Annotated in this window: 26 protein-coding genes; 10 read left to right on the forward strand and 16 right to left on the reverse strand. The window is 71.1% G+C overall.

The features are described 5' to 3' along the window. The first annotated feature begins 45 nt into the window (after positions 1–45). The 3 genes from ABD858_RS22485 (at position 46) to ABD858_RS22495 (ending at position 4,356) form a co-directional block, all read left to right on the forward strand. Positions 46–894, forward strand: a complete 849-nt coding sequence (locus tag ABD858_RS22485; protein ID WP_345040467.1) for a 3-hydroxyacyl-CoA dehydrogenase family protein — start codon at positions 46–48, stop codon at positions 892–894. 119 nt (positions 895–1,013) lie between these two features. Next, entirely contained in the window at positions 1,014–1,337 is a 324-nt protein-coding gene (locus ABD858_RS22490; protein WP_345040469.1) for an STAS domain-containing protein, read from the forward strand. Between the two features lie 241 nt (positions 1,338–1,578). Next, positions 1,579–4,356 (forward strand): ATP-binding protein, encoded by a 2,778-nt coding sequence (locus ABD858_RS22495; protein ID WP_345040472.1) that lies wholly within the window; start codon positions 1,579–1,581, stop codon positions 4,354–4,356. Positions 4,357–4,399: 43 nt separating this feature from the next. Here ABD858_RS22495 and nucS read toward each other — a convergent pair whose 3' ends face one another. Beyond that, positions 4,400–5,059, reverse strand: a complete 660-nt coding sequence (gene nucS, locus ABD858_RS22500; RefSeq protein ID WP_345040474.1) for an endonuclease NucS — start codon at positions 5,057–5,059, stop codon at positions 4,400–4,402. 259 nt (positions 5,060–5,318) lie between these two features. Between nucS and ABD858_RS22505 the strand changes: the two genes are divergently transcribed. Next, complete coding sequence (locus ABD858_RS22505; protein WP_345040477.1) at positions 5,319–5,711, forward strand: SCO5389 family protein; 393 nt, start codon at positions 5,319–5,321, stop codon at positions 5,709–5,711. A gap of 63 nt (positions 5,712–5,774) precedes the next feature. On the opposite strand, the gene ABD858_RS22510 is transcribed toward ABD858_RS22505, so the two are convergent. Next, entirely contained in the window at positions 5,775–6,827 is a 1,053-nt protein-coding gene (locus ABD858_RS22510; RefSeq protein WP_345040479.1) for an LLM class flavin-dependent oxidoreductase, read from the reverse strand. A 193-nt stretch (positions 6,828–7,020) separates the two neighbouring features. Here ABD858_RS22510 and ABD858_RS22515 point away from each other — a divergent pair, with 193 nt between their 5' ends. Further along, complete coding sequence (locus ABD858_RS22515) at positions 7,021–7,350, forward strand: ATP/GTP-binding protein (protein ID WP_345040481.1); 330 nt, start codon at positions 7,021–7,023, stop codon at positions 7,348–7,350. Between the two features lie 185 nt (positions 7,351–7,535). On the opposite strand, the gene ABD858_RS22520 is transcribed toward ABD858_RS22515, so the two are convergent. The 7 genes from ABD858_RS22520 to mce form a co-directional block, all read right to left on the reverse strand. Further along, positions 7,536–8,342: an ABC transporter permease gene (locus ABD858_RS22520; protein WP_345040484.1), complete on the reverse strand. Its 807-nt coding sequence runs from the start codon at positions 8,340–8,342 to the stop codon at positions 7,536–7,538. Next, positions 8,339–9,427 (reverse strand): ABC transporter ATP-binding protein, encoded by a 1,089-nt coding sequence (locus tag ABD858_RS22525; protein WP_345040486.1) that lies wholly within the window; start codon positions 9,425–9,427, stop codon positions 8,339–8,341. Before ABD858_RS22525 ends, ABD858_RS22520 begins: the two co-directional genes overlap by 4 nt. Positions 9,428–9,512: 85 nt before the next feature. Continuing rightward, complete coding sequence (locus ABD858_RS22530) at positions 9,513–10,289, reverse strand: ABC transporter permease (protein WP_345040489.1); 777 nt, start codon at positions 10,287–10,289, stop codon at positions 9,513–9,515. 3 nt (positions 10,290–10,292) lie between these two features. Further along, on the reverse strand, positions 10,293–11,228 hold the full coding sequence (locus ABD858_RS22535; RefSeq protein ID WP_345040491.1) for an ABC transporter ATP-binding protein: 936 nt from the start codon (positions 11,226–11,228) through the stop codon (positions 10,293–10,295). Positions 11,229–11,511: 283 nt separating this feature from the next. Further along, positions 11,512–12,450: a coiled-coil domain-containing protein gene (locus ABD858_RS22540; RefSeq protein WP_345040493.1), complete on the reverse strand. Its 939-nt coding sequence runs from the start codon at positions 12,448–12,450 to the stop codon at positions 11,512–11,514. Between the two features lie 396 nt (positions 12,451–12,846). Next, positions 12,847–17,187 carry a polarized growth protein Scy gene (gene scy, locus ABD858_RS22545; protein ID WP_345040496.1) on the reverse strand — a complete coding sequence of 1,447 codons (4,341 nt, stop codon included), beginning with the start codon at positions 17,185–17,187 and terminating at the stop codon, positions 12,847–12,849. Positions 17,188–17,349: 162 nt separating this feature from the next. Further along, on the reverse strand, positions 17,350–17,790 hold the full coding sequence (gene mce, locus ABD858_RS22550) for a methylmalonyl-CoA epimerase (protein WP_345040498.1): 441 nt from the start codon (positions 17,788–17,790) through the stop codon (positions 17,350–17,352). 138 nt (positions 17,791–17,928) lie between these two features. Here mce and ABD858_RS22555 point away from each other — a divergent pair, with 138 nt between their 5' ends. Together ABD858_RS22555 and meaB are read left to right on the forward strand one after the other, a co-directional pair. Beyond that, entirely contained in the window at positions 17,929–19,131 is a 1,203-nt protein-coding gene (locus ABD858_RS22555; RefSeq protein ID WP_345040501.1) for an acetyl-CoA C-acetyltransferase, read from the forward strand. Between the two features lie 39 nt (positions 19,132–19,170). Next, positions 19,171–20,127: a methylmalonyl Co-A mutase-associated GTPase MeaB gene (meaB, locus tag ABD858_RS22560; protein ID WP_345040503.1), complete on the forward strand. Its 957-nt coding sequence runs from the start codon at positions 19,171–19,173 to the stop codon at positions 20,125–20,127. Between the two features lie 60 nt (positions 20,128–20,187). Here meaB and ABD858_RS22565 read toward each other — a convergent pair whose 3' ends face one another. From ABD858_RS22565 to ABD858_RS22580, 4 genes are all read right to left on the reverse strand, one after another. After that, positions 20,188–20,667, reverse strand: coding sequence for a MarR family winged helix-turn-helix transcriptional regulator (locus ABD858_RS22565; RefSeq protein ID WP_345040505.1), 480 nt, complete (start codon positions 20,665–20,667; stop codon positions 20,188–20,190). Between the two features lie 122 nt (positions 20,668–20,789). Continuing rightward, positions 20,790–21,563, reverse strand: a complete 774-nt coding sequence (locus tag ABD858_RS22570; RefSeq protein WP_345040508.1) for an AIM24 family protein — start codon at positions 21,561–21,563, stop codon at positions 20,790–20,792. Next, complete coding sequence (locus ABD858_RS22575; protein ID WP_345040510.1) at positions 21,560–22,210, reverse strand: AIM24 family protein; 651 nt, start codon at positions 22,208–22,210, stop codon at positions 21,560–21,562. Before ABD858_RS22575 ends, ABD858_RS22570 begins: the two co-directional genes overlap by 4 nt. Beyond that, positions 22,210–22,848: an AIM24 family protein gene (locus tag ABD858_RS22580; RefSeq protein WP_345040512.1), complete on the reverse strand. Its 639-nt coding sequence runs from the start codon at positions 22,846–22,848 to the stop codon at positions 22,210–22,212. The genes ABD858_RS22575 and ABD858_RS22580 overlap by 1 nt, the downstream gene beginning before the upstream one ends. A gap of 114 nt (positions 22,849–22,962) precedes the next feature. Here ABD858_RS22580 and ABD858_RS22585 point away from each other — a divergent pair, with 114 nt between their 5' ends. Then, a complete protein-coding gene (locus tag ABD858_RS22585; RefSeq protein ID WP_345040514.1) occupies positions 22,963–23,313 on the forward strand; it encodes a DUF3817 domain-containing protein in 351 nt (116 codons plus the stop codon). Then, entirely contained in the window at positions 23,310–23,603 is a 294-nt protein-coding gene (locus ABD858_RS22590) for an MTH1187 family thiamine-binding protein (RefSeq protein ID WP_345040516.1), read from the forward strand. Before ABD858_RS22585 ends, ABD858_RS22590 begins: the two co-directional genes overlap by 4 nt. 55 nt (positions 23,604–23,658) lie before the next feature. On the opposite strand, the gene ABD858_RS22595 is transcribed toward ABD858_RS22590, so the two are convergent. Beyond that, positions 23,659–23,805: a hypothetical protein gene (locus ABD858_RS22595; RefSeq protein WP_345040518.1), complete on the reverse strand. Its 147-nt coding sequence runs from the start codon at positions 23,803–23,805 to the stop codon at positions 23,659–23,661. 220 nt (positions 23,806–24,025) lie between these two features. Here ABD858_RS22595 and ABD858_RS22600 point away from each other — a divergent pair, with 220 nt between their 5' ends. Then, complete coding sequence (locus tag ABD858_RS22600; protein WP_345040521.1) at positions 24,026–25,498, forward strand: AAA family ATPase; 1,473 nt, start codon at positions 24,026–24,028, stop codon at positions 25,496–25,498. Between the two features lie 77 nt (positions 25,499–25,575). Here ABD858_RS22600 and ABD858_RS22605 read toward each other — a convergent pair whose 3' ends face one another. Then, positions 25,576–25,950 (reverse strand): ATP-binding protein, encoded by a 375-nt coding sequence (locus tag ABD858_RS22605; RefSeq protein ID WP_345040524.1) that lies wholly within the window; start codon positions 25,948–25,950, stop codon positions 25,576–25,578. After that, positions 25,947–26,162 carry a hypothetical protein gene (locus ABD858_RS22610; RefSeq protein ID WP_345040526.1) on the reverse strand — a complete coding sequence of 72 codons (216 nt, stop codon included), beginning with the start codon at positions 26,160–26,162 and terminating at the stop codon, positions 25,947–25,949. Before ABD858_RS22610 ends, ABD858_RS22605 begins: the two co-directional genes overlap by 4 nt. Positions 26,163–26,341: the final 179 nt, after the last annotated feature.

Raw genomic sequence — 26,341 nt, forward strand, 5'->3', positions numbered from 1 at the left:
CTCCGCCGGAGAGCAGAACGCAAACAGTCGTTAAGGGGATGAGAAGTGGCCAGGAAGCTCGCCGTCATCGGAGCCGGACTCATGGGATCGGGTATCGCGCAGGTCTCCGCCCAGGCGGGCTGGGACGTCGTGCTGCGTGATGTCACCGACGCGGCCCTGACGCGCGGTACGGACGGCATCAAGGCCTCGTACGACAAGTTCGTCGGCAAGGGCAAGCTGGCCGCGGCGGACGCGGAGGCGGCGCTGGGCCGTATCACCACGACCACCGACCTGGACGCGGCCGCCGATGCCGACATCGTCGTCGAGGCCGTCTTCGAGAAGCTCGAGGTCAAGCACGAGATCTTCCGTGCGCTCGACAAGCTGGTGAAGGACGAGACCGTTCTCGCCTCCAACACCTCCGCCATCCCGATCACCAAGATCGCGGCGGTGACCGAGCGGCCCGAGCGGGTCGTCGGTACGCACTTCTTCTCGCCCGTGCCGATGATGCGGCTGTGCGAGCTGGTCCGCGGCTACAAGACCAGCGACGAAACGCTCGCCACCGCCCGCGAGTTCGCCGAGTCGGTCGGCAAGACCTGCATCGTCGTCAACCGTGACGTGGCCGGTTTCGTCACCACCCGCCTCATCTCGGCGCTGGTCGTGGAGGCGGCCAAGCTGTACGAGTCGGGTGTCGCCACCGCCGAGGACATCGACATAGCCTGCAAGCTGGGCTTCGGCCACGCCATGGGCCCGCTGGCCACCGCCGACCTCACCGGCGTGGACATCCTGCTGCACGCCACCGAGAACATCTACACCGAGTCCCAGGACGAGAAGTTCGCGCCGCCGGAGCTGATGCGCCGGATGGTGGACGCGGGTGACATCGGCCGCAAGAGCGGGCAGGGCTTCTACAAGCACTGATTGACGATCCCGCACCCAGGCGGGTGATTTGGGTATCGGTTCGCTTACGGGCGGCAACTTCCCTGCCCTTGCCGCAGTCAGTTGTTGCAGTGACGGACCACGGACTCTCGGGAGCACATATGCACATCAGGGGCGACCACACCGAGCTGGTCGTCGGGGGGCGCCTCGACGTCCGCAGCGCGGCGGACGCCCGTACGGTCCTGCACTCCGCCCTCGACGAGGGTGTCGGAGACCTGGTGCTCGACCTGACCGAGCTGGACTCCTGGGACGCCACCGGGCTCGGGGTCATCATGGGCGCACACCGGCGGGCCGGACGCTCCGGCCGCCGGCTCGTCCTGCGCGGGGTGCCGCCGCAGATGCAACGGCTGCTGGTGGCGACCCGGCTGCACCGGATCCTGTCCATCGAGGGCGGGATCGCCGCGGACGCGCTGCCGCGCGTGTGAACACACCGGTCCTGTGTGTGAACGGCCCGTGTGAATCACACGGCGAGCCCGAGCATCATGAGACTGTGATGTCCTGGACGGCGCTACACCCCGGATGTTCCTGGATACTGTGCGAAGGTCTAGGGTTCGGTCGCCCGCCGATTGAGCAACCCGGAAGGCGGGCACCGGACCAGAAGCGACAGCGGACGTGCGCAAGGCCGGGAGGGGCATCGGCACGCGACGCATCTGGGGGGCTGTGACCATGGACCCGACGAACCGGGGACCGGAAGAGTTCGCACAGGACAACGACGGCTCGGACGCGCCCGGGGTGCAGCGCACCCCGCGCGACCCGGCCACGGCGGCCCTGGGCCTGGGCGGGGCGCGGCCCGCTCCCGGGACCGCCCGCACCGTTCAGCTCGTATCCGGCGACTTCCTGCTCACCGTCAATCCTGTCGACGGCAGCGAGATCGAGCCGTGCCCGCCGTACGAGCGGCCGGGCCCGCCCGTACGGTACGACGCCGAGGAACGCGCCGAGCTGCTGCGCGCCTCGGCGCCCCCGGTGCCGCCCGGTCCTGCCGCGCCCGACATCCCGCTGCTCCAGCGCGAGGAGGAACGCGAGCAGTTGGTGCGGCTGCTGGCCCGTGGGCGCTCCGTGCGGCTCACCGGATCAGCCGGTTCCGGGCGTACCACCCTGCTGGACGCGGTCGCCGCCGACTGCGCCGACCTCGCGCCGGACGGTGTCGTGCGGCTCTCCGGGTACCGCCGTACCCCCGCCGATCTGCTGTACGGCCTCTGCGCGGCCGTGTACAAGGCGCCGCTGTACCGCCCCGACCGGGACGGCTTGCAGGAACTCGTCCATGAGATCGGCGCCGTCGTCGTCGTCGACGACCTGGAGTTCGGCGGGGCCGCGCTCGACGAGCTGTTGGAGGCCACCCCCGAGTGCGCCTTCGTGTTCGCCGTCACCCCCGATGTCGCCGCGCCCTCCGCCGGATCGCACCTCGAAGAGGTCCTCCTCGGTGGCCTCGACCGGGCCGGCTCACTGGATCTGCTCGCGCGGACCGCCGGGCGGCCGCTCACCGAGGCGGAGACCAACTGGGCCGGGGACCTGTGGTTCGAGTCCGAGGGTCTGCCGCTGCGTTTCGTGCAGGCCGCCGCGCTGCTGAGGCAGCGCGACGCGCTGCGCGCCGACCCCGACGCCTTCGACGAGTTCGGGTTCTTCTCCGACGCGCCCGTCGACGCGCCGTTCGACGCCGTCGAGGACGGGCACGACGTGCCGCTGCCCACCCTCGGCGAAAGCGCCGCCCCCGCCGCGCTGCTCGCCTCCCGGCTCGGCGCGTCCGCCCGCGAGAGCCTGCGCTTCGCGGTGGCCCTCGGCGGAGAGGTCCCGCACCAGGCGCATCTGCCGGCGCTGGTCGGCGACACCCGCGCGGACGCCGCGCTCGGCGAGCTGCTCGGCTGCGCGCTGATCTCCCCGGTCGGCTCGCACTACCGGCTGGCCGCGGGTGTACTGACCCAGCTGGAGGCTGCCGGCTACGGCGAGGACGCCGCCGGCCGCGCCCGTACCGCCGCCCGGCACTACGCATGGTGGACCGGGCACCCCTCCGTGACCACCGAGCGGGCCACCGCCGAGGCCGACGCCGTACTCGCGGCCATGGCCGCCCTGGTGTCCGGCCCGGTGGACGACCTGGAGCAGCACAGCGCCGCCGTGGAACTCGCCCGCAGTGCCACGCCCGCCTTCGCGGCCGGACTGCACTGGGGCGCCTGGGAACGGGCGCTGCGGATCGGCTCCGAGGCGGCCAGGCTGTCCGGCGAGGTCGCCGAAGAGGCGTACTTCCACCATGAGTTGGGCGTCCTCGCGCTCTGCGCCGGGAACCTCGACCGGGCCCGCGCCGAGCTGGACGCGTCGATCGCGCTGCGCGGGGCGCTCGCCGACAAGCGCGGCACCGTCTCCGGGCGGCGCGCACTCGCCCTGGTCACCGACCGCGAGGGCGGGCCGCTGCTGCCCGGGCAGGAGCCCGGCGGACGCACCCCGGCGGGTGAGGAGGTCCCGGCCGCGCGCCACGAGGAGTCGGCCTCGCCGCCCGGTGGTGTGGCGGCGCCGCGGCAGCCCGCGGAGCCGACCGCCGTGCTCGCCCCGCATGCCGCGCCCCACGGCGGCGGCAAGGCCGTGGGCGCCCGCCGTGCCGTGCTCAGCGGGGCCCGGCGCAATCTCGTCGCCGCCGGCGCGGGTGCGCTGCTCGCCGGGGTGCTCGGCACCGTGGTGACGCTCGGGGCGACGTCCGGGCAGGAGGACGAGCCCGGCAACAGGGTCAAGTCCGAGCAGTCGGCGAACGAGGGGGACGGCTCGAACGGGTTGTCCGCGGACGAGCCCGCCACGGGCTCCACGCGTCACCCCGGCGGCGGTGGCCCCGGCAACCCTGGCAACCCGGGTGACCCCGGCAGCACCGGCTCCACGGGTGCCACCGGCCCCGGCACCGGCGGCGCCCCGGGCGACCCGTCGTCCGGGACGACCACCACGGGTGGTACGACGACACCCCCGGGCACGGGCGGCACCGCGACCTCGCCGACGACAGGCGGTACGACGTCCCCGACGACCGGTGGCTCCACGTCTCCGACGACGGGCGGTTCCACGCCCCCGACGACCGGGGGCAGCACCTCGCCCACGACCGGCGGAAGCACGTCCCCGACCACCGGGGGATCGACGCCACCCTCGACGGGCGGTTCGACCACCGGGGGAACCACTGCTCCTTCGACGGACGGCGGTACGACGACCACCGGAGGGACGACCGGGGGGACCAGCGGCTCTGCGGACGGGGGTACGACGACGACCGGTGGCGCGGCCACCGGCGGTACCACCGGTGGCGGGGACGGCGGCAGCACCACGGCCGGCACCACGGCCGGTACGAGTACCACGGGCGGCACCACGGCCGGCACGAGTACCACGGGCGGCACCACGGCCGGCACGAGCACTACGGGCGGCACCACGGCCGGCGCAAGCCCCACCAGCAGCGCCCCGGCGCCCAGCGGTTCCGCGACCTGACGGCCGCACCGGGCCCTGGGCGGGGTGACGCGTGCCGGGTGGGTCAGAAGAGGCGGAGCTTGTCGTCCTCGATGCCGCGCATCGCGTCGTAGTCCAGGACCACGCAGCCGATGCCGCGGTCCGTGGCCAGGACCCGTGCCTGGGGCTTGATCTCCTGCGCCGCGAAGACGCCCTTCACCGGGGCGAGGTGCGGGTCCCGGTTGAGGAGCTCCAGGTAGCGGGTCAGCTGCTCCACGCCGTCGATCTCGCCGCGCCGCTTGATCTCCACCGCCACGGTCCGGCCGTCCGCGTCCCGGCACAGGATGTCCACCGGGCCGATGGCCGTGGGGTACTCGCGGCGGATCAGGGTGTAGCCCTCGCCGAGGGTTTCGATCCGGTCGGCCAGCAGCTCCTGAAGGTGTGCTTCCACGCCGTCCTTGATGAGCCCGGGGTCGACGCCGAGTTCGTGAGAGGAGTCGTGGAGGATCTCCTCCATCGTGATGATCAGCTTTTCCCCGGCCTTGTTGACGACGGTCCACACGTCGTCGCCCTCCTTGAGCGTGCAGGGCGGGGACATCCAGTTGAGCGGTTTGTACGCGCGGTCGTCCGCGTGGATGGAGACGCTGCCGTCCGCCTTGACCAGGATCAGACGGGGAGCGGAGGGCAGGTGGGCGGTGAGCCGGCCGGCGTAGTCCACGGAGCAGCGGGCGATGACGAGACGCATGGTCGGCAACGCTACTCGACTACACCTCCTGAACGCGATTCGCCCACCCGTCACCCGGTACCGCCCTTGACCGATTCCGGTCGGGCAGCCTCTTTCCGGCCCGTGTGCGTCGGTGGCCGGTTGTCTGCCCATTCTCCTGGTGCGGTGAGGACCCCGCCCCTACCGTGGATGCAGGAGGTTGTCGTTCGCGCACGCTGCGTTGTCCGCCTCCTTCCCTGCCCGTAAGGCCCCGACCTACGGGGCCGCGAGAGGAGAACCCATGTCGCTCGACGTCTCACCGGCACTGTTGGAGCAGGCCGAGCGAGGCGAGGTCGACGAAGACGCCTTCGTCGACTGCGTCCGGACCTCCCTGCCGTACGCATGGGAGATGATCAGCTCTCTGGTGGCACAGCTGAAGGTGGAGGGCGGCGAGTTTGCCGACAACCAGACGCCGCCGCCGGACGAGCAGGCGCGTGGCCAGCTGCTGCGCGCGCTGGCGAGTGATGCCATACGCGGGGCGCTGCAGCGGCACTTCGGAGTGCGTCTGGCATTCCAGAACTGTCACCGCGTCGCGGTGTTCCCGCTCGATCCGTCGGTGGACGAGCGGCTGGCCCGCTTCACCTCCATACGGGGCCAGTTGCTGAACCAGTCGCCCGAACTGCGGGACTGCTGAAGGCTCTTCGCCGCCGCCCCGGCCCGTGGCAGGTGCTGCGCTCCCGGGGCGGCGGCGATCAGGTCAGGGCCGGCCGAACAGGGGGAGCACCTCCGTCCCCAGCCGGCGTACGTTCTCCTCCGTGGCAGCCACATCGCCGGAGCCTTCGACGAGCAGTGCGAAGCGGGTGATGCCGGTACGTTCCGTGGTGGCCGCGAGCCGGTCGGCGGCCAGTTCCGGGGGTCCCACGGGGTGCAGTGCGCACAACAGTTCCGTGTAGGCGCCCGGATCGCGCATCGCGCGGTGCCGTCCGTCGACCGTCACATGGGCGTCGAGTCCCTGCTTGAGCCATCCCGGCAGCGCTTTGGCCAGCGTCTCGGCCGCCTCCTCACGGCTGTCCGCGATCTGTGAGACTCCGGCGGAGACATGTCCGGCGCGCTCGACGGCGTCCGGCGCGTGTCCCGCCGCGCGCGCGTGCGTACGCCACAGGGCGACCATCTCGGCCTTCTCCTCGTCGCCGCAGTGCATCCCGAGGAGCATCGGCAGGCCGCGTTCCGCGGCCAGCTTCACACTCGCCGGCGAGGTGCAGGCGACGACCACCTCGGGGCCGTCCGGCGCACCGTTCAGCAGCTCGTCCGGGCGGGGCACGACGGACACCTCGCGGAAGGCGTACCGCTCGCCCCGGGCCGAGACGCGGGGTTCGCGCAGCCAGCGCAGAAGCAGGTCGAGCGACTCGGGAAAGCCGCTTTCGTACGCCTCCAGTCCCGCGCCGAACACCTCCAGATCCACCCACGGCCCGCCGCGGCCGACGCCGAGGCTGAACCTCCCGCCGGATGTGAGATGCAGCAGCGCCGCCTGCTCGCCCAGCGCCACCGGATGGGTGGCCGGCAGCACGCTCACCGCCGTACCGACCCGGATCCGCCGGGTGCGGCCGAGCAGCAGCGCGGCCAGTGTGACGGCCGACGGGCACACGCCGTACGGCACGAAGTGGTGCTCGGCCAGCCAGACCGAGTCGAGTCCGGACTCCTCCGCGACCTCCGCGGATCGCATCGCCCGGTGCAGTGCCTCCCCCTGCCCCTGGCCCGGGAACTGGGCGGCAAGGACGAAGATTCCAACTCCGGAAGTCCCAATGCGCATCGCCTGTAGCCTCCTTGCGGCCGACGCGGCTCTCCCCCTTATGGGCAACAACGTCCGACACGTGCCAAAGGCAACGGCCCCACGCAAAGTTGTTGCGATTTTCCGGTAAGCACCTTCCCTGGGGGTTCGGGTACCCCTACTCACTGCCCGTAGGCTGGTTGGGACGAGTCAGCTCCGGCCCGAGAGGTGTTACGTGTCACCGCGCCGCAACCGCCCCCGAGGCGGCGACAAGCCGACCGAGCGTGCGAGCGAGGAGGGAGGCCGCTACGGCGGCTTCCAGAGCAGCGAGAGCTGGGGCGGCGAGGACTGGTCGGTGCGCCATGTCAGCGGCGCGAGCGCGGCGGGCAAGCGCTACCGCTGCCCCGGCTGCGACCAGGAGATCCCGTCCGGGGTGCCGCATGTCGTGGCATGGCCGGAATACGGCGGCGTGGACGACCGGAGGCACTGGCACAAGGCCTGCTGGAACGCGAAGGACCGCCGCACCTCCCGGGTGCCGCGGTCCCGTAACGCCCCGCGCTACTAGGGCGTGTTTCGAAAGTCCCGCCTAGTGGGGAACGCCCGGCACGCACGCTCGCCGCGTTGTCGGTCGTCGGCGCAGCCCGCTGCGCTCTCCTCCCTCCGCCTTGCGATCGCACGCACCAGACGCCCCCGACCCCGCCCTCCGGGCGGACGACGCTACTTTCGAAACACGCCCCAGGCCCTGTACGCCTACACGTCACGCCTGCCGAGCAGGGCGAACGCTCCCGCGACGGCTGCCGCGGTCACCACGGCGAGGAAGACCAGCTGCTTGACGCCGGTCTCCCCGCCGGAGACCTGGAACAGGGTGAACAGCGAACTGGGTGCGCTGTACTCCATGATCGTTTCGGCCACCTTCTGGGTGGACTCCCAGATGTAGAGGAACGCGGGCATCACCGCGGGGACCAGGACGACCCCGAGCATCGTCGTGATCGCGCCCGCGGAGTGGCGCAGCATCGAGCCCACGGCCAGACCGAGCAGCCCGAGCAGAGTGACGTAGAGGCTTCCGCCCAGCACTCCGCCGGCCCATGCCGCGCCGCTGGTCGCCCGGCCGGCGTCGCTGTGCAGCGAGGCCGACACCAGGCTCACGAACCCCACGGCGCTCGCGGTGGTGACGAAGGCCAGGAGGCCGAAGACGATCAGCTTCGCGGCCAGTACCCGCGAGCGCTGCGGACAGGCGGTGAGCGTGGTGCGGATCATCCCCGTGCCGTACTCCGAGGTGACGACCAGCACGCCGAGGGTGATCACGCAGATCTGTCCCAGCATCAGCCCGAACGCGGCGGGCGTGGTGACCGGGGTGGCGGCGTAGTCGCTGTCCGTGGTCAGCAGGGCGCCGGACAGTCCGATGCCGAGCACGAGCAGCAGCATGATGCCGATCGTCCACATCGTGGACCGGACCGACCTGATCTTCGTCCACTCCGAGGTGATGGCATGCCCGAGATGCGTGGACCGCACCGGAATCGGCGAGGTGTACGTCTGCTGGGGGTAGGGGCTGCTCATCGGGCGTCCTCGCTGCGCTGGGTCGTGTCGGCGGCCGGAGCGGCCGGGGCCGCGTACGGGTTCTGTCCGGGCGGCGGCGGGGCGTACCAGCCCTGCTGGGGGACCTCGGGGAGCGGCGGCGGGGCGTAGCCGGGCCGGGGGAGCTCCTGGAGGCCGACCCGGGGGTCGTCGGCGGAGCGGTAGTCCACCGCCGCCGCGGTCATCCGCATATAGGCCTCCTCCAGCGAGGCCTGGTGCGGGGAGAGCTCCCACAGCCGTACGCCGGCGTCGTGCGCCAGCTCGCTGATCCGGGGCAGCGGCAGACCGGTCACCCGCAGCGCGCCGTCCGGCTCAGGCATCACCTGGCCGCCCGCCTCGGAGAGTGCGGCGAAGAGCTTCTCCCGCTGCTGCGCTTCTCCGTCCGGGGTGCGCACCCGTGCGAAGTCGGCCGAGTTGCGCGAGATGAAGTCCTTGACGCTCATGTCGGCCAGCAGCTGTCCCCGCCCGATCACGATCAGGTGATCCGCGGTGAGTGCCATCTCGCTCATCAGATGGGAGGAAACGAAGACCGTACGGCCTTCTGCCGCCAGTGACTTCATCAGATTGCGGACCCAGAGGATGCCCTCCGGGTCGAGCCCGTTCACGGGCTCGTCGAAGAGCAGCACCTGGGGGTCGCCGAGCAGCGCCGCCGCGATGCCCAGACGCTGGCCCATGCCGAGCGAGAAGCCCTTGGAACGCCTCCTGGCGACGTCCTGGAGGCCGACGACACCGAGCACCTCGTCCACCCGGCGCTCCGGGATGCCGGACAGCTGTGCCAGGCAGAGCAGATGACTGCGGGCACTGCGCCCGCCGTGCACCGCCTTGGCGTCGAGCAGTGCGCCGACCTGCCGCGGTGCGTTGGGCAGCTTGCGGAAGGGAAGGCCACCGATCGTGACCTGCCCGGCGGTCGGCTGGTCGAGTCCCAAGATCATGCGCATCGTCGTCGACTTGCCGGCGCCGTTGGGCCCCAGGAAGCCGGTGACGGTCCCCGGCCGCACCTGGAAGGAAAGGTTGTACACGGCTGTCTTCGCGCCGTAGCGCTTGGTCAGGCCGACTGCCTCGATCATGCTCCAGCCCCGTCGATGGATGAAATACCCCGTAAGAGTTAGGAGGATATCGAGACGTTGATGGTTCCCTCCAAAAACGCACTGATCAGGCGTCGCGCCTCTTCATGACCGCGTAGCCGCCGATCAGCGCCGCGATCACCCACAGCACCATGACCCCGAGCCCGCCCCACGGTCCGTACGGGGCGCCGCCGCCGAACGCGCCCGGCACCACTTGCATGATCTTCGCTCCGGCCTGGTCGGGGAAGTAGTGCGCCACCTCCTTCGCGCCCGGCACGACCGACAGGATCCGCGAGATCAGGAAGAAGAAGGGCATCAGGATGCCCAGGGACAGGATCGAACTGCGCAGCATCGCCGCGACACCCATGGAGAAGACGGCGATCAAGGTCATGTACAGGCCGGCGCCGATGACCGCGCGCAGTACGTGCGGCTCTCCGATGCCCGTCCGGTGCTCGCCCAGCAGAGCCTGCCCCAGGAAGAAGGACAGAAAGCCGGCCGCCATCCCGGTGACCAGCGCCAGCAGCGCCGCCACAGTGATCTTGCCGAACAGGAAGGCCCCGCGCTGCGGCACCGCCGCCAGCGAGGTACGGATCATGCCGGAGCTGTACTCCGTGCTCACCACCAGCACCCCGAACACCACCATGGCCAGCTGACCCAGCACCATCCCGGCGAAGCTGGCATAGGTCGGGTCGAAAGTCGCCTGTTCGAGCGGTGACAGCTCGTGGTACCGCGCCCTGGTGAGCGCGCAGAGCCCGGCACTGAGGGCGACGGTGACCAGCAGCGCGCTCGCCAGGGTCCAGGTCGTGGAGGAGACCGTACGGATCTTGGTCCACTCGGATGTGAGGACCGCGGGTGCCGATGCCATGACTCAGCTCTTCTCGTAACTCTCGCCCCAGCGGGGCTCGTGCGCGTGATACTCCACCGCGGACGCGGTCATCCGCATGAACGCCTCCTCCAGCGAGGCGCGTTGGGCGCTCAGCTCGTGCAGCACCAGCTGGTGCTCGGCGGCGAGCTCGCCGAGCCGTTCGGCGGTGGTGCCGTCCACCTCCAGGGCGCCGTTGCCCGTGACCACGGCGGTGAGGCCGGCCGAGGCCAGCATGTCGCGCAGCCGCTCCTGCTGCGGCGAGCGCAGCCGCACATAGCTGCGGGAGTTGCCGTGAATGAAGTCCGCCATCGATGTGTCGGCGAGCAGCCGGCCCTGGCCGATCACGATCAAGTGATCGGCGGTCAGTGCCATTTCGCTCATGAGGTGGCTGGACACGAAGATCGTGCGGCCTTCCGCCGCCAGTTTCTTCATCAGGTTGCGGATCCAGTGAATTCCTTCCGGGTCCAGACCATTGACGGGTTCGTCGAACATGAGAATCTCCGGATCGCCCAGCAGTGCGGAGGCGATACCCAGACGCTGCCCCATGCCCAGCGAGAAACCCCTCACCTTCTTCCGGGCCACGGCGGTCAGCCCCACGATGTCCAGCACCTCGGCCACCCGGCGCTCCGGGATGCGATTGCTCTGCGCCAGGCAGAGCAGGTTGTTGTACGCGCTGCGCCCACCGTGCATGGCCTTCGCGTCGAGCAGCGCACCGATGTGCTTCAGGGGTTCGTCGAGGTCGCGGTAGTGCCGGCCGTTGATACGGACCGTTCCGGCGGTCGGAATGTCCAGATCGAGCACCATGCGCATGGTGGTGGACTTGCCCGCCCCGTTCGGTCCCAGGAAGCCGGTCACCACACCGGGTCTCACCTGGAACGAGAGATGGTCGACGGCGGTCAGCCCGCCGAAGCGCTTGGTGAGCCCGTCAAGCTCGATCATGCGGCCCACGCTAAGCGCGCCCCCCGCGCGCCGCATCCCGGAGCGGTGGCCTTTGAACGTGTGAAGCCCCCAGCTTCCGGAACACCCTGCGGGCGTCGTCCTCAATCGCCGGACGGGCTGAATTCTCACCTGGTTCGGCGTTCGAGCCCGCTTGTCGGTGGGCGTAAGGACTGCAGTCGGCGCTTGAGGACGGACACTCCGGCCGACTCGACAGGCGCGGTGCTGCGAGGGGAAACGCACGCGTGCCCGGCACCGAGACGGTGCCGGGCACGCGTGCGTGGCGTCAGCGGGACTGCTGCGCCGGGACTCCGCGGGAGATCGGCTCGTCGTCCGCGGGCGCGCCGGTCGCGGCCACCGCGGCACCGGTCAGCGTGGCCAGCATCTCGCGGACGTTGGTCAGCTGCGCGTTGATGGAGTCGCGGCGGTTCGTCAGCGCCGCCAGCTCACGCTCGGAATCGCTGCGGACCCGGTCCGCCTTCGCGTTGGCGTCGGCCACGATGTCCTCGGCCTGGCGCTGCGCGGTCTCCACCGTCTGGCGGGCGCGGCGCTCCGCGTCGGTGCGCAGCTTCTCCGCCTCCAGGCGCAGCTGCTCCGCACGGTGCTCGATCTCCGCGAGCCGCTTCTCGGCCTTGGCCTGACGCGAGGCCAGGTCGCGCTCGGACTGCTCACGCCGCTTGGCGAGGTTCGTCTCGAAGTCGGCCGCCGCCTGTGCGGCCTTGGCGCGGGTCTCCTCGAAGAGCGCGTCCGCCTCCTCGCGCTTCGACTGCGCGTCCTTCTGCGCCTCGGCGCGCAGGGTGGCCGCCTCGCCCTTGGCCTTCTCGACGATCCGTACGCCCTCGTCCTCGGCCTTCTGCTTGCGGTCCACCGCGAACGACTCGGCGTCGTTGCGCACCTGCTGGGCGGCCGACTCGGCCAGCTCGCGGTGCTGTTCGGCGGCACGGCGGGCCTCTTCCCGCAGGTCCTTCGCCTCCTCCTCGGCGAGGCGGAGGATCTTCTCGACCCGCGCGCCGAGACCGGCGTAGGACGGCTCGGCCTCGGCCACCTGTGACTGGGCGTTCTGCGTCTCGAGGTGCAGCTCCTCGATGCGCTTCTCCAGGGAGGTGATACGGGCCAGAGCGCTGTCTCGGTCGGCGACGAGCTTGGTAATGCGGTCGTCCACCTGACCGCGGTCGTAACCACGCCGCACGAGCTCGAAGCCGAAGGGGGAGGAAGTGTCGCTCATGGGGTTCCTGTCGAAAGAGACCGGTGAGGTGATAGTGGGAATCCTAGGGGCCCGGACGGCGTGTCATCGGGCAGACGCAGGTTTGGTATGGAGAATGTCCAGCCTTTTGAGTGGCTGGTGCTGTGGCCGGAAAGGTTTGCCGGGAAGCTCGCGGCTCCCCCAGCCACCTTCCCCAGCTGCCTCCCCCAGCTGCCTTCCCCAGCTGCCGCTGGGGGTGCCCCCAGGGTGCCCCCAGGGTGCCCCCGGAGGTGCACCCGGGTGCGGTCCATCGCAAGGCGGAGCATCGCAGCTCGTACCCGGCCGTACTCGCGCGATGCGACAACGCAGGGAGGTGCCGTGCCTGGGGGAGGTAGCTGGAGGAGCGTCGCGAGCCGGTGAACCTTTCCGGTCACAGCACTAGCTCTCGGAGGACTTGCCACTCGAACGGGTTCCCCCGGCCGCCGCACCTGCCTTGACGCTGCCCTCCTTGGCTCCGCCACCGGACGGTGCCTCGAAGGATTCCAGCGCCTCGAGCACCGCCTGGACACGTGAGATCTCCGCGTTGATGTCCTCGCGACGGCGCACGAGTACATCGAGTTCGCGCTTGCCGTCCGCGACGATGCGGCTCGCCTCGCGCTCGGCCTCGCTCTTGATGCCCTCGGCCTCCTTGATCAGCGCGGCCTTCTTCTGCTCGGCCTCCTTGAGGAGCGACTCCGCCTTCCTGACCGCGGCGATGCGTACCTTGCTCGCCTCCGAAGACGCCTCCGACACCAGGTTCTTGGCCTTCGCCTCGGCCTCGGCCCGCTGCTCGGTGGCGGCCTTGACCAGCTTGTCGACGCGCTCGCCGGCCGACTTCATCTGCTCCGTGGTCTCCCGGCGGGCGCGCTCGTGCAGCTCCTCGATCTCGCTCTCGGTACGGGCCCGCAGCTCCTCCGCGCGCTCCCTTATGGCGGTGGCGTCCCTGCGGGCCTCGCCGAGCGTCTCGTTCGCGTCCGTACGGCCCCGCTCGACCAGGGTGTTGCCCGCGACCTTCGCCTCGGCGACGATCCGCTCGGCCTCCTTGCGGGCCGCACCCACCATCGCGTCGGCCTGCTCCTCCGCCTGGGTGGTGGCGCGCACGGCCTCCTCCTGTGCCTTGCCGATGAGCTGGTCGGCCTGCTCGGCCGCGTCCGCACGCCGCTTGGCCGCGGCCTCACGGGCCTCGTCCAGGATCCGGTCGGCCTCCTCGCGGGCCTCGTTACGGGTCCGCTCGGCGGCCTCCTCGGAGTCCGCTCGGTTCTGCTCGCCCTCGGTCCTGATGCGCTCCGCGGTCTGCTGGGCGGAGCCCACGGCGTCGGCGGCCTCGGCACGCAGCCGCTCCGCCTCGTCGGTGGCTTCGGCGACGAGCCGGTCGGCCTGCTCGACCGCCTCTGCGGCGAGCCGGTCCGCTTCGGAGGCCGCCTCGCTGATGAGCCGGTCGGCCTGTTCGGCGGCGTCGGCGCGGCGCCTGTCGGCGTCCTCGCGGGCGCTGTCGAGGAGCCGGTCGCCGTCCTCGCGGGCGGCGGCGCGCATCTGCTCGGCCTCGGCCTCGCCGTCGGCCTTGACCTGTTCGGCGGCGGCCAGTGTCTCGTTGGCCTCCGTGACCAGGCGCTCCGCCTCCGTGGTGGCGTCGCCGACGAGCTTCTCCGCTTCGGAGGCCGCCTCGCTGATGAGCCGGTCGGCCTGTTCGGCGGCGTCGGCGCGGCGCCTGTCGGCGTCCTCGCGGGCGCTGTCGAGGAGCCGGTCGCCGTCCTCGCGGGCGGCGGCGCGCATCTGCTCGGCCTCGGCCTCGCCGTCGATCTTGACCTGTTCGGCGGCGGCCAGTGTCTCGTTGGCCTCCGTGACCAGGCGCTCCGCCTCCGTGGTGGCGTCGCCGACGAGCTTCTCCGCTTCGGAGGCCGCCTCGCTGATGAGCCGGTCGGCCTGCTCGGCGGCGTCGTTGCGGATGCGGTTGGCGTCCTCGCGGGCGTCGGCCCGGGTGCGGGCGGCGTCCTGCTCCGAGGAGGCCAGGGCGTCCGAGGCCTGGGTGCGCATCCGCTGGGCGTACTCGGACGCCTCGGTACGCAGCCGGCCCGCCTCGGCCGTCGCCTCTGCGCGGACCTGCTCCGCGCCCTCCTGCGCGCCTGCCAGGACGTCGGACGCCTCGGTACGCAGCCGGCCTGCCTCGGCCATGGCGTCCGCGACCGTGCGCTCGGCGAGCGCCTTCGCGGCGTCCGTCTCCTCCTGGGCCTCGCGCCGGACGCGGTCGGCGTCCTCGGAGGCGCGGTCCCGCTCGGCGTGGGCGTCGGCGCGTACCCGGTCGGCCTCCTCCTGCGCCTCGGTCGTCGTACGCTCCGCGGCGTGCTCGGCCGCGCTGCGCAGCCCGGCGATCTCCTCCTCGGCCTGCTCCTGCAGCCCGGCCACCGAGTCCCGCACGGCCTGAGCGGTCTGCTCCGCGGTGGACACCAGCTCGGTCGCGCGGCGGTCCGCCTCCTCGACCAGCCGCTGCGCCTCGGCCTGTGCCTCCTCGACCCGCTTGCGGGCGGCGGCCAGCAGTCCCTCGCTCTGTTCGCGGGCCCGGTCGCGTTCCTGGCCGGCCTCCTCGCGGGCGGCGGCCAGCAGCTCCTCGGCCTCGCGGCGGCGGCGGTTGGCCTCCTCGCGGGCGGCGGCCAGCGCCTCCGCGGCCTCGGCGCCGACCCGCTCGGCGGCCGCTGCGGCCTCCGCGCGTACCCGGGCGGCGCTCTCCTGCGCCTCGGACTTGAGCCGTTCGGCCTCGGTGGCGGCCTCGGTGCGCAGCCGTACGGCGAGCGCCTCGCCCTCGCTGCGGGACCGCGCCGCGTCGCCCGCGGCCTCGTCGCGCAGCCGCTCGGCCTCCGTCTCGGCCTGCTCCTGGAGCGTACGGATCCGCTCGGCGGCCTCGGCGCGCAGCCGCTCGGTCTCCTCCGCGACCTCCCGGCGCAGCCTGTCCGCATGAGCGCGCGCCTCGCCCAGCGCATCCTCGGCGGCCTGGTGCCGCTGCTCGGCCTCGACGTGCAGCCGGTTGAGCTCCTCGGCGGCCTCGGCGCGTCGGGCGACGGCGGCGCGGGCCGACTCCTCGCGGGTCGCCCGGGCCTCGTCGTCGGCCTCGGCGCGGGTGCGGTCGGCCTGCTCCTCGGCCTCGGCGCGCAGCCGCTCGGCCTCGGCGCGGGTACGTTCCAGGGTCTCCTCGGCCTGCCTGCGCAGGGTGGTGGCACGCTCGACGGCGTCGGCGCGCACCCGCTCGCTCTCGGCGCCGGCGCCGGCGCGCAGCTCGTCGGCGTCATTCTTCGCCTTGGTCAGCAGATCCTCGGCGGTCCTGGCCGCCTCCTCGATCTGCTGGACGGCCTCGCGGCGGGCCTCGCCACGGATCCGCTCGCCCTCGGCGACCGCCTCGGAGCGCAGCTGCTCGGCCTCGGCGCGCAGTCGGCGCGCGTCCTCCTGCAGCTCGGCGGTCTTGGCGCGGTACGCCTTGGTGTCGTCCTCGGCCGAGCCCATGAGCTGCTCGGCGGTGTCCGCGGCCTCGGCACGCAGCCGGTCGGCCTCGGCTTCGGCCTCGCGGCGGATCCGTTCGGCCTCGTCGGCCGCCGCCTTGGTGGTGGCCTGGGCGTTCTCGGACGCCTTGGTCAGTACCTCTTCGGCGGTACGGGCGGCCTTGGCGAGCTGGGCCGCGGAGTCCTCGGCCGCGGCCGCGCGGGCCTGCTCGGTGGCCTCGGCGCGCAGCCGGTCGGCCTCGGCGCGGGCGTCGGCGAGGGCCTGTTCGGCCTCCGCCTTGTGGGCCTCGGCCTCGGTGGTGGCCTCGCCGACCAGCCGGGCGATCTCGGCCTTGGCGGTCCGGGTGCGCTGCTCGTTGTCGGACTCGGCGCTCGCCAGCCGCTTCGACGCGGTCGTCTCCGCCTCGCCGACCAGCCGGTCGGCCTCGACGCGTGCCTCGCGCAGCGCCGTCTCGGCCTCCAGCATGCGCTGCTTGGCGACCCGGCTGAGCTCGGTGGCCTGCTTCCTGGCGGCGTCCGACTCGGCGGTCATGGTCGTGCGCAACTGCTCGGCGTGGGCGGCGGCCTCCTGTGCCTGCGTGGTCGCGGCGCCCATCAGCCGCTCGGCGTCCTTGCGGGCGCGCAGCAGGATCGTCTCGGCCTCGGCACGGGCCGCCTCGGCCTCGGCGTTCAGCCGCCGGCCGGCCTCGTCGGCCACCCGCCGCGCCTCGGCACGGGCGGTGGCCATGGCCTGTTCTGCCTCGGCGCGGGACTCGTCCAGGAGGCGCCGGGCCTGTGACTCGGTGCGGGCACGCAGCTGTTCGGCCCAGGCGACGTTCTCGTTGACGTGCGTCTCGACAGTGGCGCGACGCTCGGCCAGCTCCTGGTCGAGCTGCTGGCGCTTGGCCACGGCCTCGGCGTGCAGTTCGGCCTGGAGACGGGCCTGTTGCTCGGCGTGCTCCTGGAGGATGCGCTGGGTCTGGGCGCGGGCCTCGCGCAGTTCGCGTTCGGCGTCGCTGCGGATCTGCTCGGCCTGGACCTGCGCGTTGCGCAGGAGTTGTTCGGCCTGGTAGCCCATGTTCGAGGCGTCGTACGCAGGGCGGGTCGCGATGGTGCGGCGCGCCTCATGGAGCTTGGCGCGCAACACCTCGACCTGATAGCCGAGGTCCTCGGCGTGCTGGACGGCCTTCTCCCGCTCGGTCTTCAGCCGGTCCATCTCGGCCTCGAACCGAGAGAGGTGGTCGTCAGGTTCGTGGCGTTCGTAGCCCCGCACTGCGCGGTCCCATCCGTCCCCTGGTCGGCAACTCTCTGCAACGAGTGCCGTCCTGCGGCGGACGGCCCCCTCGGACAAGGGTGTCAGATCGACGACGGGCACGGGACCCCGACCTGGCCCCGGCCCGGAATCGCCCACTCTACCGGCCGGGGAATCCGGAGGTCAGTGCTCCGTCGACGAGGGGTCCGCCGAGGTGACGAGTTCGGTCAGTACGCCGCCGCAGTCCTTGGGGTGCAGGAAGGTGATGCGGGATCCCATGGAACCGATGCGCGGCTGGTCGTAGAGGACCCGGACACCCTTGTCGCGGATGGCCTGGGCGTCCCCGTCGACGTCGGCGGTGCCGAAGGCGATGTGGTGCACGCCCTCGCCGTTCTTGGCCAGCCACTTCGCCACGGTGGAGTCCTCGCGGACGGGCTCCAGGAGCTGGAGGTAGGAGGCTCCGCCGTCGGAGGTCTCGTTGATCTTGAGCATGGCCTCGCGCACGCCCTGTTCCTCGTTGACCTCGGTGTGGAGCACCTCGAAGCCGTACGTGGCACGGTAGAACTCAACAGTCTTGTCGAGGTCGAAGCAGGCGATCCCGATGTGGTCGATTCTCGTCAGCATGGTTCCAGTGCACCGCTGGACAGGTGGTCACGCAACGTGCGCGCGATCACACCGGTTGCCCGGTGACCCGGGCCCTTACGCCTCAGTACATTGACGAAAACCCTCGTTAACTCCTCTCGCCGGAAGGGGCCGCACCCCATGACAGGTACGAACGGCAACACCTCCGTGATCGTCGCGGGCGCCCGCACGCCGATGGGCCGCCTGATGGGATCCCTGAAGTCCTTTTCCGGCGCCGACCTGGGCGGTTTCGCCATCAAGGCGGCACTGGACCGGGCCGGGATCAGCGGCGACCAGGTGCAGTACGTGATCATGGGCCAGGTGCTGCAGGCCGGGGCGGGCCAGATCCCGGCGCGTCAGGCCGCGGTCAAGGCCGGCATCCCGATGAACGTCCCCGCGCTCACCGTCAACAAGGTCTGCCTGTCCGGCCTCGACGCGATCGCGCTGGCCGACCAGTTGATCCGAGCGGGTGAGTTCGACGTCGTGGTGGCCGGCGGCCAGGAGTCCATGACCAACGCCCCGCACCTGCTGCCCAAGTCCCGTGACGGCTACAAGTACGGCGCCGTGCAGATGCTCGACGCCATGGCGTACGACGGCCTGACCGACGTTTTCGAGGGCATCGCCATGGGCGAGTCCACCGAGAAGCACAACACCCGGCTGGGCCTCGGCCGCGCCGAGCAGGACGAGATCGGCGCCCTGTCGCACCAGCGGGCCGCCGCCGCGCAGCAGAAGGGCCTCTTCGACGCCGAGATCACCCCGGTCGAGATCCCGCAGCGCAAGGGCGAGCCCGTCGTCTTCTCGAAGGACGAGGGCATCCGCCCCGAGACGACCACCGAGTCGCTGGGCAGGCTGCGCCCCGCCTTCGCCAAGGACGGCACGATCACGGCCGGTACGTCCTCGCAGATTTCCGACGGTGCCGCAGCGGTCGTCGTGATGAGCAAGGCCAAGGCCGAGGAGCTGGGCCTGGAGTGGATCGCCGAGATCGGCGCCCACGGCAATGTGGCCGGTCCCGACAACTCCCTGCAGTCGCAGCCGTCCAACGCGATCCTTCACGCGCTGAAGAAGGAGGGCATCGAGGTCGAGGACCTCGACCTGATCGAGATCAACGAGGCGTTCGCCGCGGTCGCCGTGCAGTCGATGAAGGACCTGGGTATTTCCCCGGAAAAGGTGAACGTCAACGGTGGCGCGATCGCCCTCGGCCACCCCATCGGCATGTCCGGCGCCCGGATCGTCCTCCACCTGGCGCTGGAGCTGAAGCGGCGGGGCGGCGGCGTGGGCGCGGCCGCGCTGTGCGGCGGCGGCGGCCAGGGTGACGCACTGATCGTCCGCGTCCCGAGCAAGTAACCCCTCGTCAGTACGTACGAGCGAAGGAGCGGAACGCTGATGGTGGACGTCCCCCAGCTGGTGGCCCAGGCCCGGGAGGGCAGGCCACGGGCCGTGGCCCGGCTGATCTCACTGGTGGAGGGGGCGTCCCCGCAGCTCCGCGAGGTGATGGCCGCGCTGGCACCGCTCACCGGCGGCGCCTATGTGGTCGGCCTCACCGGCTCGCCCGGTGTCGGCAAGTCGACGTCGACGGCGGCGCTCGTCACCGCGTACCGGCGGATCGGCAAGCGGGTCGGCGTGCTCGCCGTCGACCCGTCCTCGCCGTTCTCCGGCGGAGCGCTGCTCGGCGACCGTGTGCGCATGTCCGAGCATGCGTCGGACCCGGGTGTCTACATCCGCTCCATGGCCACCCGCGGGCATCTCGGCGGCCTCGCCTGGGCCGCCCCGCAGGCCATCCGCGTCCTGGACGCTGCGGGCTGCGACGTGATCCTCGTCGAGACGGTCGGCGTCGGCCAGTCCGAGGTCGAGATCGCCTCCCAGGCCGACACGTCCGTGGTGCTGCTGGCCCCGGGCATGGGCGACGGCATCCAGGCCGCGAAGGCGGGCATTCTGGAGATCGGCGACGTCTATGTCGTCAACAAGGCCGACCGCGACGGGGCCGACGCGACCGCGCGCGAGCTCAACCACATGCTCGGACTGGGGGAGTCCCGTGCCCCCGGCGACTGGCGGCCGCCCATCGTGAAGACGGTGGCCGCGCGGTCCGAGGGCATAGACGAGGTCGTCGAGGCCCTCGAGAAGCACCGCGCCTGGATGGAGGAGCACGGTGTCCTCGGCGAACGCCGCCGCGCCCGCGCGGCCCGCGAGGTCGAGACGATCGCGGTCACGGCTCTGCGCGAGCGCATCGGCGACCTGCACGGCGACCGCCGCCTGGACGCGCTCGCCGAGCGCATAGTGGCCGGCGCGCTCGACCCGTACGCGGCCGCGGACGAGCTCGTCGACGGCCTCACGGGGCGGTAGCCGCGGTTGCCGGACGGGGCCGGGAAGCCGGCCCCGTCCGGCGTTCGAGCCCCCGGGGCGTCAGATCTTGCCGCGCTTGTCGCGGAGGTGCTCCGCCACCGGGGCGAGCGACTCGCGCAGGTCCGCCAGTGCCTCGCTCGAGAGCAGATCGATGAAGTGCCGCCGCACGGAGTCGACGTGGTGCGGCGCCACCTTCTGCATGGTTTCCTTGCCGGCCTCGGTGAGTACCGCGTACAGCCCGCGCCGGTCGGATTCGCAGTTCACCCGGTGGACCAGCCCGGCGCTTTCCATCCGGGTGATCTGGTGCGAGAGGCGGCTCTTGGACTGCAGGGTCGCGGCCGCGAGGTCGCTCATCCGCATCCGCTGGTCCTCCGACTCCGAGAGATTGACCAGGATCTCGTAGTCGTTGTTGGTCAGTCCGAACGGCTGCAGGTCCTTTTCGAGCTGGTGCGCCAGCAGCTTGCTGGCGTCCAGCCAGGTGCGCCACGCGCACTGCTCGTCGTTGGTCAGCCAGCGGGGGGTGGCCGTTTCGGTCTCCATATGTGGATTCTACCTAAGAAGTTGAATAATTTAATAAAGTTCGGGAGCGTGACGTCGGGCGCTCGGTGCTCGCACTCAAGCGAGTGCGCACACGTTCGACGTCACACTCCGCAGACTACCGCTCACAGGCCGAAGCGACGCTGGAGGTCTCCAAGCTGGCCGGGAAGGCGCGGCGTGTTGGCCATGTGCCCGGCTGGGGAGTGTCCGCCGGGCACTCCGGGCTCGTGCGGGACGGCCCCGGTGTCCTGATCCGGCATCAGCAGCTCGGTCGACTGCAGCAATACCGTGCCGGCCCCCACGAACTCGAACTGGTGCTCCTCGCCCGAGGCCCCGCCGATCCCGGTGAGCGCGCGCAGGCCGCCCATGACCCCGCTCATGTAGCCGTGGTCGTAGTGGTGGCACGGTGACGGGCAGTCGGCCCAGCCCACCAGCGCCTGCGGGTCCACCCGGAGCGGCGGCTCCATGAAGACGACCGAACCGTTGGACGCCGCCACGAACTTGCCCGTCCCGATGAGGGTCAGGAAGCCCGGCACGATCGACTGCTTCAGCGTCAGCGAGGGCTGGTACGCGAGCAGGTTCCCGGCCCGGATGGTGAGATTGCCGTCATCGAGGTCGTACGAGTTCACATCGAAGGCCCGGTCGGCGAGCAGCATCTTGCCCGAGCCCTCGGCGACCACCCAGTCGCCGGCATGCAGCGGGGAGTGGAAACTGGTGCGCAGGAGCCGGTCGAACCGGCCGTGGCCGATGCCGTTGAACTCGATCTGCCCGTAGTAGGCGATCATCTTGCCCTTCTGCAGGAACCACTGGTTCCCCTTGAGCTCCACACAGAAGGTGTACGCGTTGACGTTGTCGTCGCTGGGCAGCGAGTAGGGGTCGAACACCACCGGGCCGGTCAAAGCTTCTCCTCCGAGGCCTGTACGTACACCATGCCGTTGCCGGACAGTTCCAGCTGGAACGCCTCGCCCGAGCCGCGCCCCACCATGTCGCGCCAGCCGAGCGCCGTCGACAGCTTGTTGCGTACGTCGCCGTGGTGTGCGACATACGCCTGCGGGTCGACATGGACCGGGCGCTGCGGGGTGATCGGCAGCTGGATGACACCGCCGTGCGCCATCACCGCGACCGCGCCGTGGCCCTTGAGGGTGGTCGTGAACAGGCCCTGCCCGGTCACCTGGCCGCGCACCATGCCCATGACGCCGCCCTGCGAGCCCATGAACATCGTGCCCTGCTGCAGGGTGCCGTCGAAGGCGAGCAGGCGGTCGGCCTCGACACAGAGGGTGTCGCCGGTCAGATTGATCACCTGCACATGGTGGCCGCCGTGGCCGAACATCACGGTGCCGTTGCCCTCGACGGTCATCAGCGGGGTCGCCTCGCCGGCGACGCGCCGGCCGATCATCGACATGATGCCGCCCTGGCCGCCCTGGATGTTGGGCGTGAAGCCGACGTCGCCCCGGTAGGCGAGCATCGCGCCGCGCTGGCTGAACATTCTCTGGCCGGGCATGATCGTCGCCTCGACCATCTTGGAATTGATCTCGCGGAACGGCATCAGACGTCCCCCCCGATGGTGTTGCGCTCGCTCGGCTGGACGTACACGAGTCCGTCGCCCTCGAACCGGATCTGGAAGGCCTCGCCGCCGCCCTCGCCCATGAGGGTGCGGAAGGTCACCCCGGACTGGAAGTGCTGCTGGAGATGGCCCTGGTGCGCGATGTACGCGCCGGGGTCGACCGAGAGCGGGTACTGCGGGGTCACCCGCAGCACCACCGCGGGGCCGTCCGAGACGATCGCGGCCTGCCCGGTGCCCTCGACGGTCGTCGTGAACAGACCGTTGCCGGTCGCGCCGCCGCGCAGCCCGGTGAAGGTGGTGCCGGTGCGCAGCGCGCTGTCCGTGCACAGGAGATTGCTCGCCTCGACGCAGAGCTTCTCGCCGTGCAGCGTGACGAGGTTGATCTCGCTCGCGCGGTCGGCGAAGTAGCAGGTGCCGTGACCCTTCACCTCCATCACGGTCATCTGTTCGCCGGTCAGCCGACGGGTCACCATGCCGCGCAGACCCTCGCCACCGCCGGTCATCTTCTTGAACGCCATCTGGCCGTCGTACGCGACCATCGAGCCGTTCTTCGCCTTGACGGCATCGCCGGTCATGTCGACGGCGAGCACCCTGCTGCCTTGGAGTCGGAAGGTTGCCACGGGGTGACGTTAGCGGCCTGGACCCGGGCACCGACAGCACCCCGGGTACGATGTGAACGCTTGTGCCCGCATTCACAAGCCCCGTTACCGCCCCCTCCCAGCGAAGGTGCCCCTGTGGACGTCAAAACCGCCACCGCCCTGCACCGGCTGCGCCTCGTCTCCGTTCCCGAGGCGCTGTCCTTCCCGGCTCTGCTGATCTTCGGCTCGCTGCTGAGCCGGATCTCCGACATCGACTACCTGATGATGCCGCTGGGCCTCGTCCACGGTGTGCTGTTCGTCCTCTACGCGCTGTTCCTGCTGGACGTGTGGAACAAGGCGAAGTGGCCCCTGAAGCGGGTCGCCCTCTTCTTCCTGCTCGCCCTGGTGCCCTTCGGTGGCCTGTACGGCGACAGGCTGCTCAAGCGGTACGAGGCGGACGGCATGATCGCCTCCCGCGCCCGCAAGGAGGGCGTGGTCAACGCGTGATCGTCGCGTTCTCCGTCACTCCGCTCGGTGTGGGCGAGGACGTGGGCGAGTACGTCGCCGACGCCGTCCGGATCGTCCGCGAGTCCGGGCTGCCGAACCGTACGGACGCGATGTTCACGTCCATCGAGGGTGAGTGGGACGAGGTGATGGGGGTCGTGAAGCGCGCCGTCGCCGCGGTGGAGGCGCGCGCGCCGCGCGTCTCGGTCGTCCTGAAGGCCGACATCCGCCCGGGCGTCACCGACGGGCTGACGTCGAAGGTGGAGACGGTGGAGCGCCACCTGGCCGGCTGACGCCGGCCCTGTAGGGCCATACCGGTCGGGCCCTACCAGGGTCCGACCGGCCGGTTCAGGCCTTGCGCACCACCACGGTGGACGGGACCAGCCGTTCCAGGTCGTCCACGTCCGACGTGAAGACGGGCACCCGGCCTTTGCGCTCCCGCGCGACGACGGCCAGTGCGGCATCGATCGCGTCCCGCCATCCGGCAGTTCGCACCGGATGGTCTTGGTGTCGACCCCTTCCGTGCCCCGGCGCAGGGTGAGCGCGTCGACCGGCGCGAGACCGCGGCCGGCCTCGCCGTCGCCGCGGTGGAGGCGCGCGCCGCGCGTGTCGGTCGTCCTGAAGGCCGACATCCGCCTGGGAACAATGTGTGCTCGAGTGATTACGTAGGTACACTTACCGTAAGTGTGGTTACGTAATCAGGGGGCCTGGGTCCATGGAGAAGCCGGCCAACATGTTCGACCGGGACAGCGAGTGGCGCTCGCTCACCCGGTTTGCGTCACATCCGGGCGAGGGGGCCGCGCTCGGCGTGGTCTACGGACGACGCCGACAGGGCAAGACCTTCCTGCTCGACGCCGCCTGCAGAGCACTGGGAGGCTTCTACTTCTCGGCCACCGAGGCGACGGAGGCGGAGTCCCTGAGCCGACTGGGCGCCGAGCTCTCCGCGTTCCTGGGGCTGCCGTCACCCCTCTCCTTCACCGACTGGTACCAGGCTGTCGACGCCCTGCTCAGTCTGGGGCGGCAAGGACCCATCCCTGTGGTCATCGACGAGTTCCCCTATCTCGTCCAGGCGACACCGGCCCTGCCGTCGATCGTCCAGCGCGCCTATGCGCCCGGACGTGAGGAACGCACGTCCTCGCAGACCCGGCTGCTGCTCTGTGGCTCCGCACTGTCGTTCATGAGCCGGCTCCTCTCCGGCAGCGCACCGCTGCGCGGCAGGGCCGGACTGGAGATGGTGGTGCACACCCTCGACTACCGCCTGGCCGGTGAGTTCTGGAGAGTGCCGGACCCGAATCTGGCCGTCTTGCTGAATTCCGTCGTCGGCGGCACGCCGGCCTACCGAAACGAGTTCACGCTCGGCGACACCCCTGCCGACCGCGAGGATTTCGACGGGTGGGTCGTGCGCAACGTGCTGGAACGCGACAGTCCGCTCTTCCGTGAAGCCCGCCACCTCCTGGCGGAGGAACCCAGCCTGCGCGACACCGGCCTCTACCACTCCGTACTGGCCGCCGTCGCCGCAGGAAACACGACGCGGGGCGGCATCGCATCATTCATAGGGCGCAAGGCGTCGGACCTCGGTCACCCACTGACGGTCCTCGAGGATTCCGGACTCGTACTGCGAGAAGCGGACGCCTTCAGAGCCGGCCGCTCGACGTACAGCATCGCTGAACCACTGGTCACCTTCTACCACGCCGTCATGCGTCCCGAATGGTCCCGGCTCGACCGCCCGGGCCTCGCCGCACGAGTCTGGGAACAGAGCGGCAAGCGCTTCTACGGAACGGTCGTCGGCCCACGCTTCGAGGCCATCTGCCGGGACTGGTGCCAGTTCCATGCCGATCCGGAATCCTTCGGCGGAATCCCGTCCCATGTAGGCCGAGGGATCGTCAATGACGCAGCCCAGCGCCGCAGCCACGAGGTCGACGTCGCGGTCCTCGGCCACGCCGACGGCGAGCGCCGCCCGCTGCTGGCCATCGGCGAGGCCAAGTGGGGCGACGTCATCGGCATGGGCCACCTCGACCGGTTGCGGCGCATCCGCTCCATCCTTGAGGCTCATCCCGCACTGAACGCCTCGCACACCCGCCTGCTGCTCTTCAGTGGCGTCGGCTTCACCGAGGAACTGGCCCAATTGGCCTCCGAGGAACGGGACATCGTCCTGGTGGATACCCAGCGCCTCTACTACGGCGCGTAGCGCGGCGGGGTCCGCCTTGATCCCGCCCGCGCGCCGAGCCGTACGGCCCGTTCGGCCTTCAGTGGCCACGGGCGGGATCAAAGGGACTCGTCGCACGGAAGTTCACACCAGACCGTCTTCGTGCCGGAGTTTTGGTCCACGCCCCAGCGGAGGGTGAGGGCCTCCACGAGTGCGAGGCCGCGGCCGGCCTCGTCGTCGCCGGTTGCCTGGCGGAGAACGGGCCAGGCCCGGGGAGCGGTGTCGGTGACCTCCAGCCGCGTACGTCCCTGGGTGCGGGCCATGCGGACGGTCACGGGGGCGCCTTCGCCGAGGTGGCGGATGACGTTCGCGAGCAACTCGCTGACGCACAGCTGGAGGTCGGCGCAGGGGGCGCCGACGTGTTCGCGTACGGTGCGGCGGACTTCGGCCACGGCCTTGGGGGTGGCGAGGAGTTCGAGGGTCAGCGGTCTCATCGGGCAACTCCCTTGCGCAGGGCGACGATCAGGGCGCGGGCGGTGAGCAGGTTGCAGTTGCCGAGGGCGATGAGGGGCGGGCTGTGGTGGCGCCCGGCGAAGCTCGGCAGGTCGATGCCGAGGGATGGCAATGTGATGCCGTGGGCGGCCAGGGCGGCGCGGAGCTGTTCGGTGCAGTCGTGGGCGTCGCGGTGGTGGGTGGGGTCGGGCATGGCCGTACGTCTTCCTGTAGCGCTGTGTGACGAATCGCTCACACAATGGCGCTGTGCGGCGTACCGTAAAAGAGGTTCGGGCTCCCGGCCGTGACCTGTGAAACTCCGGCGAGGTGCCGGAAACACGTAAGGAATCGCCGGGTCTTGACCGGGCGCGACGTGGAACCGGCACACCTGGC

Origin of the sequence: Streptomyces sannanensis, assembly GCF_039536205.1 — a bacterium.
Lineage (GTDB): Bacteria > Actinomycetota > Actinomycetes > Streptomycetales > Streptomycetaceae > Streptomyces > Streptomyces sannanensis.

What these genes read in the sequence shown, in the direction of transcription:
- ABD858_RS22535 (WP_345040491.1), bottom strand. Translation starts at nt 11,228, where the DNA reads ATGATCGAGCTTGACGGGCTCACCAAGCGCTTCGGCGGGCTGACCGCC.
- ABD858_RS22555 (WP_345040501.1), top strand. Translation starts at nt 17,929, where the DNA reads ATGACAGGTACGAACGGCAACACCTCCGTGATCGTCGCGGGCGCCCGC.
- ABD858_RS22505 (WP_345040477.1), top strand. Translation starts at nt 5,319, where the DNA reads ATGTCGCTCGACGTCTCACCGGCACTGTTGGAGCAGGCCGAGCGAGGC.
- ABD858_RS22490 (WP_345040469.1), top strand. Translation starts at nt 1,014, where the DNA reads ATGCACATCAGGGGCGACCACACCGAGCTGGTCGTCGGGGGGCGCCTC.
- ABD858_RS22520 (WP_345040484.1), bottom strand. Translation starts at nt 8,342, where the DNA reads ATGAGCAGCCCCTACCCCCAGCAGACGTACACCTCGCCGATTCCGGTG.
- nucS (WP_345040474.1), bottom strand. Translation starts at nt 5,059, where the DNA reads ATGCGTCTCGTCATCGCCCGCTGCTCCGTGGACTACGCCGGCCGGCTC.
- ABD858_RS22530 (WP_345040489.1), bottom strand. Translation starts at nt 10,289, where the DNA reads ATGGCATCGGCACCCGCGGTCCTCACATCCGAGTGGACCAAGATCCGT.
- meaB (WP_345040503.1), top strand. Translation starts at nt 19,171, where the DNA reads ATGGTGGACGTCCCCCAGCTGGTGGCCCAGGCCCGGGAGGGCAGGCCA.
- ABD858_RS22605 (WP_345040524.1), bottom strand. Translation starts at nt 25,950, where the DNA reads ATGAGACCGCTGACCCTCGAACTCCTCGCCACCCCCAAGGCCGTGGCC.
- ABD858_RS22540 (WP_345040493.1), bottom strand. Translation starts at nt 12,450, where the DNA reads ATGAGCGACACTTCCTCCCCCTTCGGCTTCGAGCTCGTGCGGCGTGGT.
- ABD858_RS22525 (WP_345040486.1), bottom strand. Translation starts at nt 9,427, where the DNA reads ATGATCGAGGCAGTCGGCCTGACCAAGCGCTACGGCGCGAAGACAGCC.
- ABD858_RS22495 (WP_345040472.1), top strand. Translation starts at nt 1,579, where the DNA reads ATGGACCCGACGAACCGGGGACCGGAAGAGTTCGCACAGGACAACGAC.
- ABD858_RS22575 (WP_345040510.1), bottom strand. Translation starts at nt 22,210, where the DNA reads ATGCCGTTCCGCGAGATCAATTCCAAGATGGTCGAGGCGACGATCATG.
- ABD858_RS22565 (WP_345040505.1), bottom strand. Translation starts at nt 20,667, where the DNA reads ATGGAGACCGAAACGGCCACCCCCCGCTGGCTGACCAACGACGAGCAG.
- ABD858_RS22510 (WP_345040479.1), bottom strand. Translation starts at nt 6,827, where the DNA reads ATGCGCATTGGGACTTCCGGAGTTGGAATCTTCGTCCTTGCCGCCCAG.
- mce (WP_345040498.1), bottom strand. Translation starts at nt 17,790, where the DNA reads ATGCTGACGAGAATCGACCACATCGGGATCGCCTGCTTCGACCTCGAC.
- ABD858_RS22610 (WP_345040526.1), bottom strand. Translation starts at nt 26,162, where the DNA reads ATGCCCGACCCCACCCACCACCGCGACGCCCACGACTGCACCGAACAG.
- ABD858_RS22600 (WP_345040521.1), top strand. Translation starts at nt 24,026, where the DNA reads ATGGAGAAGCCGGCCAACATGTTCGACCGGGACAGCGAGTGGCGCTCG.